This window comes from Bradyrhizobium sp. UFLA05-125 (assembly GCF_059803515.1).
The window spans coordinates 100,593-121,314 of sequence record NZ_JBANBJ010000021.1; the positions used below are offsets into that span (position 1 = coordinate 100,593).

Genomic DNA, 20,722 nt, shown 5'->3' on the forward strand with positions numbered 1-20,722 from the left:
CGCCAAATACGGACGTAGACCGGCGCCATCCAGCCATGTCGACTCAAGGGTCAGGCTCTTCTCTACATTGCAGAACTGTTGGCAACGCAAGTTGCGTCGGCCGTCGTCTTGCCGCCAGAGGTGGCATCGCCGCAAAGATCAGCGGCCAGGAGACCGTCGAGGACTGGTCCGGGGATCCAATAGTCCCCCGCAAGCGGCCTGACACTCACGCCAGTAATTACTCCGAGCTGCAGGCCTGGATCGAAATAGCGCATCGTCCGCTCGTTCAGGTCAATGATGCGGCCAGGCGTTAGTGGCCCCACGTCATTTATCTTGACGATGACCTTCTTGCCCACGGCCTCGACGAGGGCATATTTCGGCCTCGCGCCAAATAGGACCCCACCGAATTTCTGACGCAAACTCGTCTTGATGGCAGCCGCCCAGACAGAGGGATCATAGCGCTCGCCGGAGGCTGTGTTCGGGCCGCCCTCCCGCCATCCGGGGCGGAACGGATTATACATGGATGCTGCGCCGATGATCGCATCCCCAGAAGCGGCATCGACGACGGCACTTGAATGAACTGCACCGATTTCACTTCGAGCAACGGTAACAGACATGGCAAGCGCAACTACGGCGCCGCAAATTGCGGCGCTCGAGTGGAACACCATCATAACTCCTTGATTGAGTTTTTTTCGATTGTTCGGTTCCCGATGCCGCAAAGCATGGTCAAGCGAAACGCGAGGGCGTTAGCGAGCTCGTGCCAATTGTTTGCGGGTTCGTGCCAACCTTGGCGACGGAACCGTTGTGGGAACCGGGGTGGTCCTCACGCAGTGTTTTAGATCTCTCCGACTAAGACAGAGATTGCGTCAGCAGCATGACTGAAGAGAGCTTCTTTGACAGTGCGTGAGTAGGAGCAAGCGTTGCGGTCAAAAGCCGCTGCGAACGCGAGCGTGGACCCATGTCCGATGGACCGTTGAAAGCAGACCTGACAATGCGCCTCGGCCGGTTCGGCTTGATGCCATTAGCTGAAATCTCTCTTGTCTGACGTATTCAAAGCCGTATGGCCTTTGCGTGTCGCGCGTTTGCCGCCACACTCATTTAGAAAGTGCAGATGCGAACGAAGGCTGGAGCGCAATCAGAGCTAAAAAACCGCCTGCGACGAAAAGAAGTACAGCCACGAGACGAAGTTTGGGGACGCCATTCGACCAAGCGCTGGCAAGCTTTCGCGCTTCGTCTGCTTTTTGCTCCGCGTCGTCCGCTGAGCAGATCTCAATACCAAGATGCCTCGGCTTTATGCCGCTCTCATAAATTCGCCGTAACTCCTCCCCGTTTCGCCGAAGGCGGTATGCTTTCGTGTATTCTCTTTGTGCATGGTATGCGGAGTTAGTTGCAAGTGCAGCTATGAAAAGACCTAGCAACCAACAGCAGATCGCGCCTAAGAGGCAAATTTGTCGATGTCAGACAGATTAGTCGTGAGTTAAACGTTCGCTACGCGCTTGAAGGCTCGGTGCAGCGTTGCGACAACCGTCTCCGGGTGAACGTTCAATTGATCGACGCGACGACAGGCAATCACCTGTGGGCCGACCGCTTCGACAAGCCCATCGCCGATCTGCTGGATATGCAGGACGAAATTGTAACCAGGATTGCCCGGACGTTAGACAACCAACTCATCGTGGCCGAGGCGCGTCGTGCGGCAAGAGCGCTGAATCCCGACGCCATGGATCTCTATTTCCAAGGCCGCCATTCCTTGAGCAAGGGACTGACACCCGAACATTTGACAGAAGCTCGCAGTTCTTTTGAACTGGCTCTAGCAATTGATCCCAAAAATGTCGACGCCATGAGCTGGACGGCAACGGTTGAGACTGCACTTGGAGTGTTGTTCTTAACTGACCATCCCCACGAGCATCTGACAGCAGCAGAGACAATGGTGCTGAAGGCGCTATGCCTTTCACCGGACCACCCCCTGGGCTCATTTCACCTTAGCCTTCCTACTCATCAATACGAATCGGCTGGCCCAAGGCATGGCTGAGTGCGAGCGAGCCCTGGCCCTGGATCGCAATTTGGCTGACGCTCACGTGATGATGGGCATCGCCAAATTTTATATGGGTTGCGGTGCAGATACTGAGTGCCACGTCAACGAAGCACTGCGCCTGTCCCCTCGCGATATCTCCACCTTCCATTGGACGAATACGGCGGGTTTTGCCAAGCTGCAGATCGCAGCAGACGCAGAAGCAGCCGCCTGGTTTGCTCGAGGAATCGAGGCCAACCGAAACTATCCGCTCGTGCATTTTGGGTACGCTGCATCGCTCGCGCTTCTTGGGAGACTGGGCGAGGCGCAAGTGGCCGCAAATGCGGGACTTGCACTTGACCCAACATTTACTATCCGTCGCGTCAGAGAGGCTCCAGTGCGCGGCGGCGCGAAGTTCGTTGCAGGAGCCAAGCGCATGATTAAGGGATTGTACATCGCCGGAGTACCCGAAGGGTGATGTCCAGACGGGTGCGCTAGTAGACGCCGACCAACATGCTGTCGCATGTCTGCCAATATCCGAAAAGCCGACGCAAAATGATGGGCTTGAGGCGTGACTGGACAGCGGCGCGTCTTGTGGAATGCGCGCCAATCTGCGCAACGCGAAATGTGCCCGTTCAATCTCGGACACAACCGCGATCATTCCGCCTGCACCTGTACCGGCGTGCCCGGGCCGTCGACCATACCGGGCGCAATCACCAGATAGCGGCGCTGGACCTTGTCATCACCGCGCACGAGCTGCCGGATTGGTCCAATCGCAGTGACTACCGCCGCGCCCGCCGGATTGGTCATGAAGCCCTGCAGGGGCTGCAGCGCGCCGCCGCCCGACGCCTCGGTCGCCAGCGCCAGCACGTAGGGCTTGCCTGGCTCGAGCCCGGTGACCGAAGCCTCGAGCACTTGCACCAGGCCTTGGTCGGAAAGCGAGACGCTGGTGGGCGCCTTGTCCGCTTTCTGCCCGGGCGGCGCGAGCCACAACTGCGTCGACATCCCGGCTACGCCGAGTGGCTGCAGGTGCTCCGTTCCCGCGCGATCGGGGATCGCAGGCATCATCGTCATCGCGGCGTTGCCGTTCACGCTCATCACCGAGCTGGCATTCGGCACGTAGACCACCGCCTGCGCAGCCTGTCCGATCGGGCTCGTCGCGATCACCTTGTTCGTCAGCGTATCGATCGCGGCGATGCGGTCTTCGTTCTCGAGGCCGACATAGACCCGCGTGCCGTCACCGGACGGCCAGATGCCATGGGGCAGCTTGCCGACCGGAATGGTTGCCACCTTCGAGAAATCGTCGGTGCGATAAACCTGGACCTCGTTGAGGCCGCCGATCGTGACATAGGCGAACATGCCGTTGGCGTTGCGCACGATGTTGACATGGTTCGTGATCGGCCCGGTGTCGATCGTCTTCAGGAGCGCGAATGGCGGCTGGGCATCGAACACCTGAACCTTGCCGGTGTCTTTCAACGTGAACCAAACCTGGGCACCGTCCGGCGTGGCAGCAATGTTCGGACAGAACGGGCTCGCCTGCGGGACCCTGCCGACGATCCTGTGGTCGGCGACGGTGATAATCGCGGTCTCGGGCGTGAACGACGAGCAGACATAGCCGTACTTCCCGTCCGGCGAAAAGATCGTCATGCCCGGTCCGTTAGCCACAACGATCCGCGTCTTTTCCCGGTAGGTCGTGCCGTCGAGCACGGCGACATAGTTCTCGCCCCGCACCACCACCCAGACTTCATTGCCGTCCGGCGTGAAGAACGCCTCGTGCGGCGAGCGCCCGACATAGGTGACGTGCTTGACGGTGTTGGTCGCGGTATCGATGAAATTCACGGCGTTCGAGCCGATCGCAACCACGGCAAGGGTGCGATGATCGGGCGAAAAACCCAAGCCGTGCACCAGCAACTGGCCGCGGTAGAGCGGGCTGAAGCTCGCCGGCAGCGGATCTCCGAGCCGAATAACGCCGAGCAGCTTGTTGTCGACGGGATCAGTGACGGAGACTGTGTTCGAAAACTGCTCGGCGGCGTAGACGCGATCGCGGTGGCTGATCGGGATGTCGGGATTGGAGGCAGCACCCGGGACTTGTCCGGCACCGGCATATCGCACACTCACGAGAACGATCGATACCAGAAGGCCTCCCAGATAAGCGGCGTGTTTCATGTCACGGCTCCATCGTTCGATCTCTGTTGGCTGGATTTCGACTCGATCCGCCCTTGACGGCCCTTCCAGTCGCTAAGGTGTAGACGGCGGCAGGGGCTGACCGACAGCGAGGCGCATCACCGCGATCTCCTGTTGCTGGGTCACGATGATCTCCTGGGCCAACCGCCTGATCTGCGGATTGCGGCCGTGGCGAAGCACGGCAAGCGCCATGTCGATCGCACCCTGATGATGAGGCACCATCATCGCCACAAAATCGGCATCAACGTCGCCGGTCGGCTCCGCCGCCATGTCGCCCATCATTCTTTTCATGGCGGTGACGTTCTCGGCCAGGAAGGGAGCTTCTGCACCAACATCGGAGCTGGGCCTCGCGCAAATCTCCGGTTGTGACGCCGGAAGCGGTTGGGCGGACGCAAAGAAGATGGCTCCAACGGTGCACACGACTGCCAGCGTGGCCACCGCTAGCATGGCCGAACCGCGAGTGAGCGAATTCATCCCGACCTCCCGATCATGTTCATTTCCAAATCGTAACACGTCGTCGATCTGAAGAATATCCGATAGGTCGCCACCTCTCCCGATGAGCAATCGATGAAATCTATCTCTCGATGGTTGGGAGACCGAAGCTTCGCGTGCTGCCCTTGCTTTTTTGACGATTCGAAGCAGCGTTGTTCGAAATCACGTCTAGAAATGCCTGCTCCGCGCGGCTGACGTATCGCTCCTTGTGTCGAAGGGCGACGAAGCGGCGATGCAGAAGAGGAAATTTGACGGGAACGAGGTTGCCTGCCTTGACCGAATTCGCAACCACCAGCCTGGATATCACGGTGACCCCGGCGCCAGCCTCGGCTGCGGCGCGAACGGCTTCATTCGATGGGAGCACGAGCGCGACGTTGAGATCCTTGCTCGTTAAACCAAGGCCGGGCAGCGCACCCTCGAAGACCGATCGCGTACCTGAGCCTGGCTCGCGCAACACCCAAGGTCCGCGCTTATATTCCTGCGCCGATCGCGGCGTTCTTGCTGCCCAGGGATGGGTTGGCGGCGCAACAAGAATGAGTTCGTCTTCCGCAACGGGAGCCATGACGAGGGTTGGATCATCAATCGCCGCTTCGACCAAGCCGAGATCGGCGCTGCCTTCGCGAACCATGACTGCGACATTTTCCGAGTTGCCAATCGTCGTGCTGACGACGACGCCAGGATATCGCAACCGATAGCTCTGGATCGCCACGGGCAGCCAATAGTTCGCTACGGTCTGACTCGCCGCCAGCGCCAATGAGCCTTGCGTGAGGTCGGCAAGGTCGGTCAACACCTTCGCGGCGTCGGACGCACGGGCAAGCACCGCCTTTGCTTCCTTCAGGAATAGCCGCCCCGCCTCGGTCAGCGCAATCCTACGACCTATCCGATCGAACAGCTTGGTCGCGTAACGCTCTTCGAGCGCGGCGATCGCGGCGCTCGTCGCCGATTGGGTCAGATTAAGCTGTTGCGCGCCTCGGGTGACGTGCTCGCATTCAGCCACGGCAACAAAAATGCGAAGCTGTTCAAGGGTCATGCCGGCAATCCTGTTCCGTCACCCAAACCACCGTTCATTCGAACAAGCGCGATCTCGCTATCGAGAACAATCTGTCTCTTTCGGCGATGGCACTCTCGCCCGGTGGCCTCGCTGCGTCGGCAGATTAATCGATTTTATCGATTGAAACATCTTAAATTATTCGTTGGATCGATGATTGGTCATGCGCCATCTTCCCTCACATCGAATAGCGCGATGCGCGGGGCCTGATCATTCAATGGTGCAGACCCAACAAATGGAGAATCGAAATGACCGTAGAAAAATCACGACACTCTGTTCTCTTCTTTGCAACGATGGCGCTCGGCTTTGCGCTTGCCTCTTCCCCTGCTCTTGCAGCTCACCCAACGCACGCCGCGGCCCAGCCCCTGGCACGCTCGCACGTGCAGGCTTACGGAATGAACCGCATGTCCGCGCCGCGCGCCCTCAGGCTGCAGCCTCAACATCATATCGATGATCCATGGGCGGACCTATGGTTGGGATGACGATGGTTCACGCTGGTCCGTCCAGTCGTATCGATACATGTTCGATCGAGCTCCGGACGACGACTTTGTCGTCACAGATTGCGAGACCACGGGTCTCAACGTGCGGACAGCCGACATTGTCACCATTGCGGCAATCAGGATCCGCGGCAATCGGATCCTGGCCCATACCCGGCAAAAAATCTGAGATGTCGTGTCGGGCCGACCACGTCTGGTTCGTCCTCGGGATATGAATGGGCAACGGACGTCAATTTCGGACCCATTACTTCAAGGAGGATCAACCAGCATGCCCAGCACTGTACGCCTGCATCGCGTCTTGGCGACCACCCCGGAGAAAATCTATCGCGCCTTCCTCGAAGCGGACGCGCTCGCGAAATGGCTTCCGCCCAATGGCTTTACCTGCACCGTGCACCACCTGGAGCCCAAGGTCGGCGGCACATTCAGAATGTCCTTCCGGAACTTCACGACCGGCAATGGCCACGCGTTTGGCGGCGAATATGTCGAGCTCATCCAGGGCGAACGCCTGCGCTACACCGACAAATTCGACGATCCCAATTTGCCAGGCGAGATCCAGGTGACCGTGATCTTGAAGAAAGTATCCGTCGGCGCCGAGCTGGATATCACGCAGGCAGGCATACCGGACGCCATTCCGCCTGAGGCCTGCTATCTCGGCTGGCAGGAGTCGCTGCGGAACCTGGAAAGGCTCGTCGAGCCCGAGATCAATCAGTAGCGCCTCGCGGAGGGTTTTGCTGCGGGCGGCAAACCGCACCGCAGAAGCAGGCCGCGGAGTGGGTCGAACCGCTTGACGTCAGACGAATGGGCCGCCCGGTTGAGGCGGCCCATTTTCATGTGGGGGACCATCGGGACGTGCGCTCGCTCAACCCGTCCTATGTGGAGGCAAGAGCGACCGGCCCTTTGCGATGGCCACAACGCGCAGTAGCATCGGCAAGAAGGAAGGCCAGATGACCACAAGGATCAAATGGTGGGCCGTGATCGGCGTCGCCGTGTTCATCATCGGCGCGCTGATCGTGATCCATTACTCATTGAGGATCGCGGCCCTGATGGGGTTCGCGCTCTAGAATAGCGAGACAGCGCGGGCCGATGATGTTCGCGCGTGGACGCACGGCGACGATCGGGCCATATAAGCGAGCATCACTTCTCTTCGGGAAACGTTCGACGAGCAAGGGAGCCCCAAATGTACGCCAATCTTCTCTTGAGCACGGATGGATCGGATGTCGCGAAAAAAGGCGTCGAGCACGGAATTGCCTTGGCAAAGGCCTTGAACGCTAAAGTGACGGTGATCACCGTAACGGAACCTCTGCCGGTCGACTATGGGGGTGGATACGCCGGGGGTTGGATTCCCTCGCAGGAAGAGTTTGATCGCTTCGACGCAGCCTGCAAGGAACGGGCGGGCAAAGTGCTCGGCGAAGCTCGCGCCATGGCGGAGCGCGCCGGATTATCCGCGCAACTCTTGCATGTTCCGAATGCGCACCCGGCCACTACAATTATCGAAACGGCAAAGTCTGGAGGCTACGACTTGATCGTCATGGGCTCTCGCGGGCATCGCGGTCTCAGGAAGCTGTTCCTGGGGAGCCAAACATCGGAGGTCCTGGCCGACGGAAGCGTGCCGGTGTTGGTCGTGCACTAGCGGGCATGGTGCGCTGGGCTCGCACAGCGTGAGCGCAGGTTCGGATTTAGGCGTGGACGGGCAGCGCTCGTCATCGGTAGCGCGCGACGGCTTTCGAACCCGAAACGGATGAAGCTTGCGGCGAGTTAATCTGCCTTACCAAGAAGATATTTGCAGGCGCGCGCGTTCTGCGGTTGTTGCATCGTAGTGTTTCCATGGAAGCGTAGCCCCCTCGCCGCACGAGGGGGTCTTAAGTGGAGGGAACGCTCGGCCCGGAAGTCTCCCCGACCCTCCGGGCCGTTTTCACATGTGCCGCAGCGTAGTCAGCCCAATTCGATCACCTCACCGACACGGCAGGCGCGCCGGAACAAGCGCGCACGTCATCCCCTACTTTGTTCTTACCTGAGGTGGAAAAGAGGCGTAGAGTCGCTCCGCGCCGAAAGAGGAGCGCGCGACGGCATTCGTTCGTTCGCGTTGCAGAACCCAAGTCCAACTGAGCTCACCAGGCTTGGCGCCAGGTCTTATGATCGGCTCTTGGATGATGTTTGGCGCCGTGAAACCGAAGGGTTTCATCGAAGGCACAGCGACTATCGGTTCGGCCAAGGGCGAGGGCCACGCAGTTGCAGGAGAAACCCGAGCAAATAAGGCTAACGCAGCGGCGAGGCAGCGCGCTGACGAATATGGCTGTCGCAGCACTGATTATTGCTGCGCTCTATTTTGGCCGGGAAGTTTTCGTTCCGGTCGCACTGGCCGTTCTCTTGAGCTTCGTTCTCGCGCCCTTCGTCATACGTCTCTACTCATGGCGAGTTCCGCGCACGGCTTCTGTGCTCATAGTCGTCTTCTTCGGATTTGCGATCATATTCAGTCTGGGCGGGCTTATGGTATCGCAGGCAACGTACCTAGCCGCCAGGCTGCCCGGATATCAGCAAACGCTGAGTGACAAGATTGAGAGCCTTCGCGGGTTGATGGGCGGTTCTGGAACGCTGGAACAGGCCTCTACCGTTCTCAAGGAACTGGGGACAGAGCTGCAACACGGTGACGCGACGACTGGTCGGCCGGACAATGCGCTCGCGCGACAATCATCAGAGAGAGCGCTTCCGATACCCGTTGAAGTCAAGCAGCCCGACCCGGGTGCCTTGACGACGCTCGCCAAAATCATCGAGCCTTTGCTTTCGCCGCTCACGACGACCGGGATCGTCGTCATTTTCGTAACTTTCATCCTGTTGCAAAGGGAGGATCTGAGGAATCGTCTCGTCCGTCTTGCCGGATCGAGCGACATTCAGCGCACGACGGCAGCCCTTGATGATGCGGGCAAGCGCCTGAGCAAACTCTTCCTGACCCAGATGATCTTCAACGCAGCGTTCGGTCTGGCAATCGGCTTAGGTCTCGAATTGATTGGCGTGCCCTCCGCTCCGTTGTGGGGGCTGTTGGCGATGATCCTGCGGTTCGTTCCGTATATTGGTGCGCTGATCTCGGCCATATTTCCACTCATTCTCGCCGCTGCCGTTGGTTCGGGCTGGCAAATGTTGGTGCTGACGGCTCTCTTGTTCGTGGTTCTGGAACTGCTCGCCGGGCAGGTTCTTGAACCATTGATCTATGGCCATAGTTCTGGCCTGTCTCCCGTCGCGATCATCCTGTCTGCGTCATTCTGGACGTGGCTGTGGGGCCCGGTCGGCCTGGTGATGGCGACGCCTCTGACGATATGTCTCGTTGTCGCGGGACGGCATGTCGAGCGGCTCAAGTTCCTCGAAATCATGCTGGGCGACCGGCCTCCTTTGAGCCCACCTCAGCTGGCTTATCAACGAATGCTGGCGGGAGATCCTCTTGAAGCCGCCGAGCAAGCGCATGAGTTCCTCAAAGGGGCGTCGCTTGAGGAATACTGCGACACAATCCTGCTTGAGGGATTGAGGCTCGCGGAAGCCGACCGCCGATTGGGCCATCTCGACGAAGAGCGATTAAATCGCATTGCTTCAACCGTCGACGAGCTGGTGGCCGACCTGGAAGCGCACTACGATTTGGACGCGCCGGCCCTGGACATGAGCTCGAGCCCCGGTGCGGCGATCGCAATTGAGGAAGCAAGGGCGCAACGCAGGTTGATCGAGGGAGAAAGCCGTTCGCCGCGTTCGGCGCTCTGCATTCCAGGATCCGGCAAGCTCGACGAAGCGACGGCGCTGGTGTTGTCCTATTTGCTGAGGCACCGTGGTATCGAGGCGATGGCGGAAGAGGCGGATGCGCTATCAACGGCGAAATTCTTTTCGCTCGACATGACGGATACCTCGCTCGCGTGCCTCTGCTACGTCGGCCAACCGTCCAGCGCCAAGGTTCAAGATGTCGTTCGCAGGCTCAACAGGAAGAACGCCGACGCCCGGATTGTTCTCGCGCTTTTCGGGACCGGTGCCACGCCGCCGACGATGGATACGGTCGGCGCAACGGTTTGTGTTGGGTCATTCGGTGCCACGTTGGAAGCAATCATTCAAACGGCCGCCAAGCAGCGCGAACTTACGGCCAATGACACCAGGGATATCGCGCGATCTAACACAAGTCCGCCCCAGCGTGGCTAGACAGCGGCGCGTCTTGTGGAAAGCACGCGGATCATGCTCTACGCACCAGCCCCCGGCCTGAGCCCACCACCCGCGGCCCAGCGGTCCGGGTCGGGACTGTGTCCGATCAGGGCGAGGCCGTAGGCGATCGACTCGAACTGGTCTCCCGACATCAGCCGTTCGTTGCCGAACCGCTCGGCAAACAGCCGCCGCACGGCGGGCACGAAAGAGGTCCCGCCGGTCAGGAACACCTTCTCCACCTCGCGCGAGGTGATGCCGGCCTCGCCCAGCACCTTGTCGACGGTGGCGCCCAACCGCGCGATGTCGTCGGCAATCCAGGCTTCGAAGTTTTTCCGTGTGACGGTTGAGCCAATGTCGACTCCGCCGCGATTGAAGCGGAAGTCGACCTGATCGTTGGCCGACAGCGCGACCTTGGCGTCGGACACAGCCCGGTACAGCGAAAAGCCGAGGTCGAGGTCGACGATGGTGATGAAATCCTCGAGCAGAGCCGGCTTCAGCGCGGTACGCGAAAGCTCCCGGAGCTCGCGCAGATCGCCGTTGCTCTTCATCATCGCGAGTTGATGCCAGCGCGCGAGGTTGGTGTAGTGGCTGTTGGGGATCGGCAGCACCTTGTCGAACGAACGAAAGCTGGAGCCTTTTCCCAGCCGCGGCGAGACGACGTGGTCGACGATGCGGTAATCGAACGTGTCGCCGGCAATCCCGATGCCGGCGTGGCCGAGCGGCTCGGCGCGCAAGTTGCCTGCTGTGCGCGAAAAACGCATCACGGAGAAATCGCTGGTGCCGCCGCCGAAATCAGCAACCAATACGGTGGCATCGCGCTCCAGGCGGCGGGCGAAGGAGAACGCTGCTCCCACGGGCTCGTAGACATAGCGTGCGTGGCCGGCGCCCAGCCGTTCGAAGGCGGCCCGATAGCGCTCCATCGCCAACGCTTCGTCGGGATTGCCACCGGCAAAGCGCACCGGACGGCCGACCACGATATTCGCCGCCTCGAAGCCGAACCTGTCGCCGCCATGGCGCGATAGCGTCCGCAGGAACGCCGCGAGAATATCCTCGAACTTGTAGCGCTGCCGGAACACCTGGGTGGAATTGAAGCTGCTGCTGGCCGCGAAGGTCTTGAACGACTGGAGAAAACGGTAGATGTGGCGCCCTTCGAGAAACTGTTCGATCGCCCACGGGCCGCCTTCAGCCTGGGCTCCGCTTCCCGGCCGGTCCTCCCAGAAGCACAGGGCCGACACGTAGACGCTGTGCCGTTGCCCGCCATGATCGAAGCGGATGGCCTCGACCCTACGGTCGTCCGTCGCGAGCGCGACGACCGTATTGCTGGTTCCAAAATCGATGCCGATCGAGACGGCGGGCGAGGCGCTCGACATGAACCACTCTGACAGATGCTCGGGAAAAGGGGGCAGACCATTAGCGGCTTTGAATTGCCCTGCCAAGATCCAGATTGCTGCGATGCGGGATACAAAATGCTGCTATGCAAACAAGTCAATTGATCCTGGCATCTGGTATACCTAGATTGCCTTTCGAAGATGAGACGGCAATGTTGGCCTGTCTCAAGCAAGGGAACTTCCGATGTCCAAGTCCGCCGCTGTCACGCTCCAGCCCTCCAGCTCTCTGATCGGCCGCCTCGTCGCCGCGATCGACCGCCTGTTGATGGCGAGCGCCGAGATTTCGATCCGCAATGGCGATCAGCCGCGCTTCGGCCTTTGAGACCAACAGCAGCGTCGAATTGTCGCGCCCGAGTTTAAATTTCCCGAATTGCTACTTTCGGTGAATGGCCCCTCTTCGCGGGGCCATTTCTATTTGCGCGCACCGGCTCGTTGCGCGACCTCGATTCAAGACGGTTGCGGCATAAGCGCACGGCGAGCCGTCGGGCGCTTGATGCTTGGCATAACGAATACAAGAATGCCGCCACAGCGCTCGCAAAAAAAGAGAAGCGCCTCTGGAGGATTCATGACGGACATGGTGCACGCAACAACGGCCCCAACGGCCGCTCGCGTCAGCGACACCTTTCGCTGGGCTCAACTGGCGATCGGCGTCGCCGCGATGGTGATGATCGCGAATTACCAATACGGCTGGACGTTCTTCGTCCCCGACATCCAGAAAACATTCGGCTGGGATCGCGCCTCGATCCAGTGGGCCTTCACGTTGTTCGTGCTGTTCGAGACCTGGCTCGTGCCGGTCGAGGGATGGTTCGTCGACAAGTACGGTCCGCGTATCGTCGTGCTCGTCGGCGGCGTGCTTTGCGCCATCGGCTGGATCATCAATGCTCACGCCACGACTCTCAACGGTTACTATCTCGGCATGATCATCGCGGGCATCGGCGCCGGCGCCGTCTACGGCACCTGCGTCGGCAACGCGCTGAAATGGTTTCCGGACAAGCGGGGACTCGCCGCCGGCCTCACGGCGGCAGGTTTCGGCGCCGGCTCCGCGCTCACGGTTGCGCCGATCCAGGCGATGATCAAGGACTCAGGATTCCAGTCCACCTTCCTCTATTTCGGCCTCGGCCAAGGCATCATCATCTGCATTCTCGCCTTCTTCCTGCTCGCGCCGAAGCCGGGCCAGGTGCCGAATGTGGTGCAGAATGCCGCGCTGGTGCAGAGCCGCCGCAACTATCAGCCTACCGAAGTGCTGCGGCAGCCGATCTTCTGGCTGATGTACTTCATGTTCATGATCGTCGGCGCCGGCGGCTTGATGGTGACGGCGAACCTCAAGCCGATCGCGGTCGACTGGAAGGTCGACGCCATTCCGGTCACGCTCGTCGGCATGACCATGACGGCAGTGACGTTCGCGGCGACCATCGATCGCGTGCTCAACGGCCTGACGCGTCCGTTCTTCGGCTGGATCTCCGACATGATCGGCCGCGAGAACACGATGTTCATCGCCTTCGGCATGGAGGGCATCGGCATCTGGATGCTCTACCTCTGGGGCCACGATCCCGTCTGGTTCGTGCTGCTGTCGGGCTTCGTGTTTTTCGCCTGGGGTGAGATCTACTCGCTGTTCCCCTCGACCTGCACCGACACGTTCGGCGCAAAGTTCGCGACCACCAATGCGGGCTTGCTTTACACCGCGAAGGGCACGGCCGCACTTCTTGTTCCGCTCGCGAACTACGTGCAGCAGACCTCGGGCCATTGGGACAACGTGTTCATCATCGCGGCCGGCGCCAACATCCTTGCCTCGTTGCTTGCGATCCTCGTGCTGAAACCCTGGCGCAGGACGGTGGTCGCGCAGGCCGCGTAGACCTCGCCTCTTCAATCCGCGCGTTGCGCCCGGTCCCTTGGGACCGGGCGTTTTCGTTTTTGGAGACCAGTTCCAATTTCCGATAATCCAAAGAAGCTAGCGCATTTTGCTGCGACGCACGACAAGATAGGGCTTGCATTCTGGGATATGGTATACCAAGCTGCGCGCCGCGCTTGCGTCGATACGCCACAAGATTTGCGACACTCCGTCGTCTTGCCGACGCCGGATAACAACAGACAGGCGCCTTGGGAGGTTGTTGATGATTTCCAGCACGGACGGCGCCGTCACGGCCGCGCCTCTTCGAAGTGGTTTCCGTTGGCTCCAGCTCGTGATGGGCATCGTCTGCATGGCGATGATCGCCAACCTGCAATATGGCTGGACGCTGTTCGTCGATCCGATCGACGCCAAGCATCACTGGGGTCGCGCCGCGATCCAGCTCGCCTTCACGATCTTCGTCGTGACCGAAACCTGGCTGGTGCCGATCGAGGCCTGGTTCGTCGACAAATACGGCCCGCGCATCGTGATCATGTTCGGCGGCGTGATGATCGCGCTGTCCTGGGTGCTCAACTCCTACGCTGACTCGCTCACCTTCCTTTACGCCGCCGCGGTCGTCGGCGGCATGGGCGCGGGCGCGGTGTACGGCACCTGCGTCGGCAACGCGCTGAAATGGTTCCCGGACCGCCGCGGCCTCGCTGCCGGCGCGACCGCCGCGGGCTTCGGCGCGGGCGCCGCGCTCACCGTGGTGCCGATCGCCAGCATGATCGCCTCGAGCGGCTATCAGAGCGCGTTCTTCACCTTCGGCATCGGCCAGGGGCTGATCGTCTTCGTGCTCGCCTTCTTCATCAAGCCGCCGTCGATCTTCGTGCCGCCAAAGAAGAAGAAGCTCAACCTGCCGCAGACCAGGATCGACTTCACCCCGCCGCAGGTGCTGCGCAGCCCGATCTTTTGGGTGATGTACGTGGTTTTCGTGATGGTTGCCTCCGGCGGCCTGATGACCGCGGCCCAGATCGCGCCGATCGCACACGACTTCAACATCGCCAGCACGCCCGTCACGCTTGCCGGCTTCCAGATGGCGGCGCTGACCTTCGCGATCTCGCTCGACCGCATCTTCGACGGTTTCGGCCGTCCGTTCTTCGGCTGGGTCTCCGACAATATCGGCCGCGAGCACACCATGTTCATCGCCTTCGGCACGGCCGCCTTGATGCTGCTGACGCTGTCGGCCTATGGCCACGTGCCGATCGTGTTCGTGCTGGCAACGGCAGTGTACTTCGGCGTATTCGGTGAGATCTACTCGCTGTTCCCCGCGACCTGCGGCGACACCTTCGGTTCGAAGTTCGCAACCACCAACAACGGCATGCTCTACACCGCGAAGGGCACCGCCTCGCTGCTGGTGCCGCTCGCAAGCGTGATCTCGGCGACCTATGGCTGGAAGTCGGTCTTCGTCGTGGCAGTCGCGCTGAACGCGACGGCAGCTCTGATGGCGGTGTTCGTGATCAAGCCGCTGCGTCGCTCCTTCATCCTCGGCAAGGAAGCCGCGACGACCGAGGCGGCGACGGGCAACGCCAAGACGGCATAGCCTTTCACCACATCGACATTCGATCGAAAGGGGCGCAGCATCGCGCCCCTTTCTTTTTGTCACGGCTAATCCAGTCGCGACAAACGTCAGCACGGCTGCCGCAAGATTTTTCGGATCGGCGAAATCCAGCGCTTGACGATTGGCATAATGTATACCAGACTACTGCGAGGTTGTTCACCCAGGGAGGTTGCAATGCTGGTCGGAGACATTCTGCGCAAGAAGACGTCGCGCGTCGTGACCGTGCGTATGAACGAAACGGTGGGTATTGCCGCGAAGCTGATGCGCGCCAACAACATCAGCGCGCTGGTGGTCAAGGACGTCGTCCGCTCCGAGGGCAACACCGCGGTCGGCATGTTCACCGAGCGCGATGTGGTGCGTGCCGTCGCCGAGCACGGCGCGAACGGCGTCAACGTCAAGGTCTCCGAGCTCATCTCGGTGCAGCAGCTCGTCCCCTGCACCTCAAACGATACGATCGAGCACGTCCGGCATCTGATGAACCGGCACCACATCCGGCATCTGCCTGTGATCGATAACTACAGCCTCGTCTCCGTCATCAGCATGCGCGACATCGCTGCTGCCGTCGACGAGATCACGGACAGCACGCCGCACGCGGCCTGACGGCCAAACTACTTTTCCCCCGTGACTTCCGGCCCCCCGGCTCGGACCATCCGAGCCGGCCCGGACTTTCGTGCCCAAAATCCCGATTCAGCTCCCCTCTGCGAGGATTTCATGAAGATCTGCATCTACGGCGCCGGCGCGATCGGCGGATATCTTGGAGTGCAGCTTAAGCGTGCCGGCGCCGACGTCAGCCTCGTTGCGCGCGGCCCTCACCTCGCCGCCATGCGCGAGCGCGGCCTCACGCTGCTCATGGATGGCGAGGAGCACGTGGTGCATCCGCGCTGTACCGACAATGCGGCCGAACTCGGCGTGCAGGACTACGTCATCGTCACGCTGAAGGCGCACTCGATCACCGGCGTGATCGAGAAGATGCAGCCGCTGCTCGGGCCGCGCACCCGCATCGTCACCGCGGTCAACGGCATCCCCTATTGGTACTTCTACAAGCATGGCGGGAGTTACGAGAACTCGACGCTCGAGAGCATCGATGCCGGCGGACGACAGTGGCGCGAGCTGGGCGCGCAGCGCGCCATCGGCTGCATCGTCTATCCGGCCACGGAGATCGAGGCGCCCGGCGTGATCCGCCACGTCTACGGCAACAATTTCCCGCTCGGCGAGCCCTCGGGCGAGATCACGAGCGACGTACAGCGACTTGCCGATCTCTTCGTCGCCGCCGGCATGAAGGCGCCGGTGCTCGACCGCATCCGCGACGAGATCTGGCTGAAGCTGTGGGGCAATGTCTGCTTCAACCCGATCAGCGCGCTGACCCATGCAACCCTCGACGTGATCTGCACCGATCCTGCGACGCGTGCGCTGTCGCGCGCGGTCATGCTCGAGACGCAGGCGATCGCCGAGACCTTCGGTGTCAAGTTCCGGGTCGACGTCGAGCGCCGCATCGAGGGTGCCCGCAAGGTCGGCGCGCACAAGACCTCGATGCTCCAGGATCTCGAGCGCGGCCGCCCGATGGAGATCGATCCACTCGTCACCGTGGTTCAGGAGATGGGCCGCATGACCGGAATCGCAACGCCCGCACTCGATTCCGTGCTCGCCATGGTCACCCAGCGCGCCCGCATCGCTGGCCTCTATGACGGCGTCACGGTACCTGCCGAAACCAAGGCGGTGGCGTGATGAGCGCGGCCGGCCCGAGCAAATGGCTCCGCTTCCGACACGCTGGTGCGACGGGATTCGGAACGCTCACGCAAAACGGCATCGCGGTCCATGACGGCGAGATGTTCGGCCGCAACGCGCCGAACGGAAAGGTGTTGGCGCCAGGCGAGGTCGAGCTGCTTGCGCCGTGTGCGCCGAGCAAGATCGTCGCGCTCTGGAACAACTTTCACGCGCTCGCCGCAAAGCTCAATCAGCCCGAGCCACCGGAGCCGCTGTATCTGTTGAAGGCAACCACCAGCATCACAACGCCCGGCGCCGTGATCCGCCGCCCCTCCACCTATGACGGCAAGACCACCTATGAAGGGGAGCTCGGCATCGTCATCGGCAAGACCTGCGCCCGCGTCTCGCGGAGCGAAGCCGACGCCTTCATCTTCGGCTACACCTGTGTCAACGACATCACCGCCAACGACATCCTCACCCGCGATCCCACATTCGCGCAATGGGCCCGCGCCAAGGGCATCGACGATTACGGCCCGTTCGGTCCGGTGATCGCGACCGGCCTTGATCCAGCAAGGCTCGTGGTGCGCACCATCCTCAACGGCGCGGAGCGGCAGAACTATCCAATCTCCGACATGATCTTCAGCGCGCAGGAGCTCGTCAGCAGGATCTCGCACGACATGACCCTGCTTCCGGGCGACCTCATTGCGGTGGGCACCTCCGTCGGCGTCGGCGTGATGAAGGAGCCCGTCAACACCGTGACCGTCGCGATCGACGGCATCGGCGAGCTGACCAACGAGTTTCGGCTGTAGCCTCGCTTGCGAAACGTATCGCCCACCCTCTCCGTCATTCCGGGGCGCGACGAAGTCGCGAGCCCGGAATGACGATCGCTTTCGATCCATGCGTCATTTTCATCACACAAGGCATTTTCCCCCAACAAACCGCGCGTTCGCCGCACTGTCGACGCATTCCGACACCCATCTTGGGCTGCTTGGGGAGCGCGGCACCCTATGGCTGTGCTTTGTCTGATCTCAAAGGGGAACTACCAGTGAAGAAAATCGTGATTGCAATGGGTGCAACGCTTGCTCTGGCGACGGCCGCGAGCGCCGCGGATCTGCCGCACCGGCAGCCCGTCCCCGTCTATCCGCAGGGGCCGGCTCCGATCGGCAAGATGCCGATCGGCAAATCACCGATTGGAAAGGCTCCGATCGGCAAGGCGCCCGGCCCCATCGTGTCGCGCTACTAAAGCCTCACGCATCTCCAAAGCGGCTTTTGTCGACGGCTGAAAGGCGAAGCGTGGCAATCACACGTCAGAGATCGGGACTGCGCCTCCTTGCGGGATGCGCGGTCCTTTCGCTCGTTTGCACGATCCAGTCGGCCTCCGCCCATGAGACGCGCAAGCGCATCGCTGAAGCGAATGCGCTCGCGTCTCGTGATGCGCGGTCGAAGCCGGGTCAGGCAAAGGGCCCGTACTACGTGGACTTCAGGGCAAGGACCGCGGCGAGCTGGGGACATGCCTTTGTCTGGTACGGCAAGACCAGCGAGCGTGCCGTCGAAGTCGCAGGCCTGACGCCTGTGGGCGACACGCTTACCTATATGATCGGCCATGTCATTCCGGTCCCATCGGAGACCGGCGCGAGCTATGGGGACCTCGATCCGGAATATCTGACGGCGAGCTACCGCGTCTATCTGAACGAGGCCGACGCCAAGCGGGTGTTCGCCTACATCAGGAAATTGCAGGACACCTCGCCGGTCTGGAACGCCGAGACCATGAACTGCACGGGCTTCATCGGCAACATCGCAGAGTTCATGGGACTGAAGGTCCCCATGCGCTGGCAGCGCCCCGAGGAGTACGTCAACAAGCTGAAGGAAATGAACGCCGGCCGCCAGATGGTCCAGCTCGCGCCGGAGCAGTAACGCACGTCGTATTTTGGCTTTCGTAGCCCGGATGAGCGAAGCGACATCCGGGAAACAGTCTCCATCGAAGACCCGGATATCGCATCGCTCATCCGGGCGACCGCCCTTCGCGATTCGTTTTGCCCGGCCTATTGCCAGCCCTGAACGGCCGAACCAACATGGGGCATGACAGCATTCATTGCGCCCCAACTGCTCGTGCTCAGCGGCCTGCCTGGCACCGGAAAGACGACGCTAGCCCGGGAGCTGACGAGGCAAACTGGCGCGACCTACCTTCGCATTGATGCGATCGAACAGAGCCTGCGGGCGGTCGGCGTCGAGCCTGGCGCGCACGGCTACGCCGTCGCGAACGCGCTCGCGTTCGAAAATCTGACACTCGGCCGCGTTGTCGTTGCCGATTGCGTCAATCCCCTGCTTGCAAGTCGGCGCGGCTGGCGAGCAACGGCCCGGCGAGCCTCTATCCGGATCGTCGAAATCGAACTGATCTGCAGCGACCTCGCCGCGCACCGTGGCCGGGTCGAAGCCCGCGTGTCCGACATCGAGGGCCTCATCCCCCCGACCTGGGACGAGGTCGTGAACAGGTCCTACGAAGCCTGGGACCGGGATCACCTCATCCTGGACACGGCGGATGGTTCGACAGACTCCCTGGTCGCTCGCATTCTGCAGCACATTGGGGCGAGCCATCGGGACGAGTGACTCGAACCCAAATGTCGCAGAGCGCGACAAACGAGGCGACGCCACCATTAAAGACATCGAAGCCCCGCAGATCGCCATCATGTCCTTCATCCTCGGCCTCCTCTCCGGTCTCCTCGGCGCGCTCGCCGGCTGGTCCGCCCTTGCCGCGCTGGTCGTGCTGCTGTCCGGGCCGGACCGCGATGGCGGCATCGCCATGGGCGCGTTCTTCAACATCGGACCCTTTGGCGGCCTCGTCGGATTCATCGCCGGCGTCTGGCTGTTCACGAGGTTCGGCCTCGTCCGCGAGAGCGTGCCGTCGGCCGATGCGGCGGTACCGGGCGCGGTGGGCCGGACGCACCTCTCCTACCCCTTTGCCGTGACTGTCGTGCTGATCATCGCGGGCCTCGCCTATTGGGGCTGGTACGAGCTGATCCGCTCGCCCTACCTCACGCACGGCGACATGACCCTCGAGCTGCAATTCCGCCTGCCGACGGGCATGGCCTTGCCGGCTGACAAGACCGACGTGCAGATCTCTGTCGCCGAAAGCCGTGGCTTCGCGCCCGTCAACTTGAGCGAGGGCTGGTACGGTCACGACGGCGAGCGCAAGGTGATCCTCGCGACCGCCGCGCTGTCTTACAAGACGAGCCGGCGCGAGGTCATCCTGACTCTTCCCAACACGCCGACCGAGATCTGGCGGCTCGACCTCTCCCGCGATCCCGATCCCACGCCGGACTATTCGCCCTGGCGCCCCGGGATCGGCGGGCCGCCTGAGAAGATCGAGATGAATTTCCGCCTGAGTGCCGACAGGTGAAGGCACGTGTAGTCCGGATCGAGCGCAGCGAAATCCCGGATAGGTGCCTCGGCTGGCAGTGCCGGGGACCTGTCTCGGCCACCGCAGTTCGGCCAACCGTTCGTGCGGCAAAAAAAGCCCCGGCTGTGCCGGGGCTCAAATGGTGGCTAACCAGCGATCGACTAAAGCGCGATGAGATTAGGATGAATCGTCATCGCGCTTTAGGTTATTGTTTGAGCATGATCTTTTCGGAAAACCGCTTCACACTTTTCCGGATCATGCTTTAGTAGCGCGCGGTGACCGGTGCACCGTAACCGCCGAAGCGGTAGTTGAAGCGCACTGTGACCATGTCCACGTCCTGACTAACCCGATCGCCGAGGAGGGTGGCCCCACTGGGCAGTAGCACGCCTGTGAAGGTGCGGTCGTCATG

At 61.4% G+C, this 20,722-nt stretch carries 21 protein-coding genes; 16 read left to right on the forward strand and 5 right to left on the reverse strand.

Going from position 1 to position 20,722, the window contains the following annotated elements; genetic code table 11:
- Positions 1-62: 62 nt before the first annotated feature.
- The gene (locus SO156_RS20200) at positions 63-650 is read right to left on the reverse strand and encodes an RlpA-like double-psi beta-barrel domain-containing protein (protein ID WP_458146364.1); all 588 of its coding nucleotides are present in this window, start codon (positions 648-650) and stop codon (positions 63-65) included.
- 875 nt (positions 651-1,525) lie between these two features.
- Between SO156_RS20200 and SO156_RS20205 the strand changes: the two genes are divergently transcribed.
- Together SO156_RS20205 and SO156_RS20210 are read left to right on the forward strand one after the other, a co-directional pair.
- Positions 1,526-2,008, forward strand: coding sequence for a hypothetical protein (locus SO156_RS20205; RefSeq protein ID WP_498536006.1), 483 nt, complete (start codon positions 1,526-1,528; stop codon positions 2,006-2,008).
- Positions 2,009-2,039: 31 nt separating this feature from the next.
- Positions 2,040-2,465 (forward strand): tetratricopeptide repeat protein, encoded by a 426-nt coding sequence (locus tag SO156_RS20210; protein WP_498536007.1) that lies wholly within the window; start codon positions 2,040-2,042, stop codon positions 2,463-2,465.
- Between the two features lie 179 nt (positions 2,466-2,644).
- Here SO156_RS20210 and SO156_RS20215 read toward each other — a convergent pair whose 3' ends face one another.
- The 3 genes from SO156_RS20215 to SO156_RS20225 all read right to left on the reverse strand — a co-directional run bounded on the left by SO156_RS20215 (position 2,645) and on the right by SO156_RS20225 (position 5,693).
- Positions 2,645-4,153 (reverse strand): YncE family protein, encoded by a 1,509-nt coding sequence (locus tag SO156_RS20215; RefSeq protein WP_498536008.1) that lies wholly within the window; start codon positions 4,151-4,153, stop codon positions 2,645-2,647.
- Between the two features lie 72 nt (positions 4,154-4,225).
- Positions 4,226-4,735 carry a DUF305 domain-containing protein gene (locus SO156_RS20220; RefSeq protein ID WP_498536009.1) on the reverse strand — a complete coding sequence of 170 codons (510 nt, stop codon included), beginning with the start codon at positions 4,733-4,735 and terminating at the stop codon, positions 4,226-4,228.
- A gap of 10 nt (positions 4,736-4,745) precedes the next feature.
- Positions 4,746-5,693, reverse strand: a complete 948-nt coding sequence (locus SO156_RS20225) for a LysR family transcriptional regulator (RefSeq protein WP_498536010.1) — start codon at positions 5,691-5,693, stop codon at positions 4,746-4,748.
- 537 nt (positions 5,694-6,230) lie between these two features.
- On the opposite strand from SO156_RS20225, the gene SO156_RS20230 reads away from it, so the two are divergent.
- The 4 genes from SO156_RS20230 to SO156_RS20245 all read left to right on the forward strand — a co-directional run bounded on the left by SO156_RS20230 (position 6,231) and on the right by SO156_RS20245 (position 10,378).
- Positions 6,231-6,377, forward strand: a complete 147-nt coding sequence (locus SO156_RS20230) for an exonuclease domain-containing protein (RefSeq protein ID WP_498536011.1) — start codon at positions 6,231-6,233, stop codon at positions 6,375-6,377.
- A 99-nt stretch (positions 6,378-6,476) separates the two neighbouring features.
- Positions 6,477-6,920, forward strand: coding sequence for an SRPBCC family protein (locus SO156_RS20235; protein ID WP_498536012.1), 444 nt, complete (start codon positions 6,477-6,479; stop codon positions 6,918-6,920).
- A gap of 465 nt (positions 6,921-7,385) precedes the next feature.
- Positions 7,386-7,838: a universal stress protein gene (locus tag SO156_RS20240; RefSeq protein ID WP_458146359.1), complete on the forward strand. Its 453-nt coding sequence runs from the start codon at positions 7,386-7,388 to the stop codon at positions 7,836-7,838.
- A gap of 599 nt (positions 7,839-8,437) precedes the next feature.
- Entirely contained in the window at positions 8,438-10,378 is a 1,941-nt protein-coding gene (locus SO156_RS20245) for an AI-2E family transporter (protein WP_498536013.1), read from the forward strand.
- A gap of 38 nt (positions 10,379-10,416) precedes the next feature.
- On the opposite strand, the gene SO156_RS20250 is transcribed toward SO156_RS20245, so the two are convergent.
- Positions 10,417-11,748 carry an Hsp70 family protein gene (locus SO156_RS20250; RefSeq protein ID WP_458146358.1) on the reverse strand — a complete coding sequence of 444 codons (1,332 nt, stop codon included), beginning with the start codon at positions 11,746-11,748 and terminating at the stop codon, positions 10,417-10,419.
- A gap of 202 nt (positions 11,749-11,950) precedes the next feature.
- Here SO156_RS20250 and SO156_RS20255 point away from each other — a divergent pair, with 202 nt between their 5' ends.
- From SO156_RS20255 to SO156_RS20300, 10 genes are all read left to right on the forward strand, one after another.
- Entirely contained in the window at positions 11,951-12,088 is a 138-nt protein-coding gene (locus SO156_RS20255) for a hypothetical protein (protein WP_498536014.1), read from the forward strand.
- Positions 12,089-12,331: 243 nt separating this feature from the next.
- The gene (oxlT, locus tag SO156_RS20260) at positions 12,332-13,618 is read left to right on the forward strand and encodes an oxalate/formate MFS antiporter (protein WP_498536015.1); all 1,287 of its coding nucleotides are present in this window, start codon (positions 12,332-12,334) and stop codon (positions 13,616-13,618) included.
- 259 nt (positions 13,619-13,877) lie between these two features.
- Positions 13,878-15,194 (forward strand): oxalate/formate MFS antiporter, encoded by a 1,317-nt coding sequence (oxlT, locus tag SO156_RS20265; RefSeq protein WP_458146355.1) that lies wholly within the window; start codon positions 13,878-13,880, stop codon positions 15,192-15,194.
- 192 nt (positions 15,195-15,386) lie between these two features.
- Complete coding sequence (locus tag SO156_RS20270; RefSeq protein WP_498536016.1) at positions 15,387-15,812, forward strand: CBS domain-containing protein; 426 nt, start codon at positions 15,387-15,389, stop codon at positions 15,810-15,812.
- Positions 15,813-15,923: 111 nt separating this feature from the next.
- Complete coding sequence (locus tag SO156_RS20275) at positions 15,924-16,937, forward strand: 2-dehydropantoate 2-reductase (RefSeq protein ID WP_498536017.1); 1,014 nt, start codon at positions 15,924-15,926, stop codon at positions 16,935-16,937.
- The gene (locus SO156_RS20280; protein ID WP_498536018.1) at positions 16,937-17,725 is read left to right on the forward strand and encodes a fumarylacetoacetate hydrolase family protein; all 789 of its coding nucleotides are present in this window, start codon (positions 16,937-16,939) and stop codon (positions 17,723-17,725) included. Before SO156_RS20275 ends, SO156_RS20280 begins: the two co-directional genes overlap by 1 nt.
- Positions 17,726-17,961: 236 nt before the next feature.
- Positions 17,962-18,159, forward strand: a complete 198-nt coding sequence (locus SO156_RS20285; protein WP_027521248.1) for a hypothetical protein — start codon at positions 17,962-17,964, stop codon at positions 18,157-18,159.
- 50 nt (positions 18,160-18,209) lie between these two features.
- Positions 18,210-18,830: a hypothetical protein gene (locus SO156_RS20290; RefSeq protein ID WP_498536019.1), complete on the forward strand. Its 621-nt coding sequence runs from the start codon at positions 18,210-18,212 to the stop codon at positions 18,828-18,830.
- 165 nt (positions 18,831-18,995) lie between these two features.
- On the forward strand, positions 18,996-19,523 hold the full coding sequence (locus tag SO156_RS20295; RefSeq protein ID WP_498536020.1) for a P-loop nucleotide/nucleoside kinase family protein: 528 nt from the start codon (positions 18,996-18,998) through the stop codon (positions 19,521-19,523).
- Positions 19,524-19,602: 79 nt separating this feature from the next.
- Entirely contained in the window at positions 19,603-20,313 is a 711-nt protein-coding gene (locus tag SO156_RS20300; RefSeq protein WP_498536021.1) for a hypothetical protein, read from the forward strand.
- Positions 20,314-20,722 lie beyond the last annotated feature (409 nt).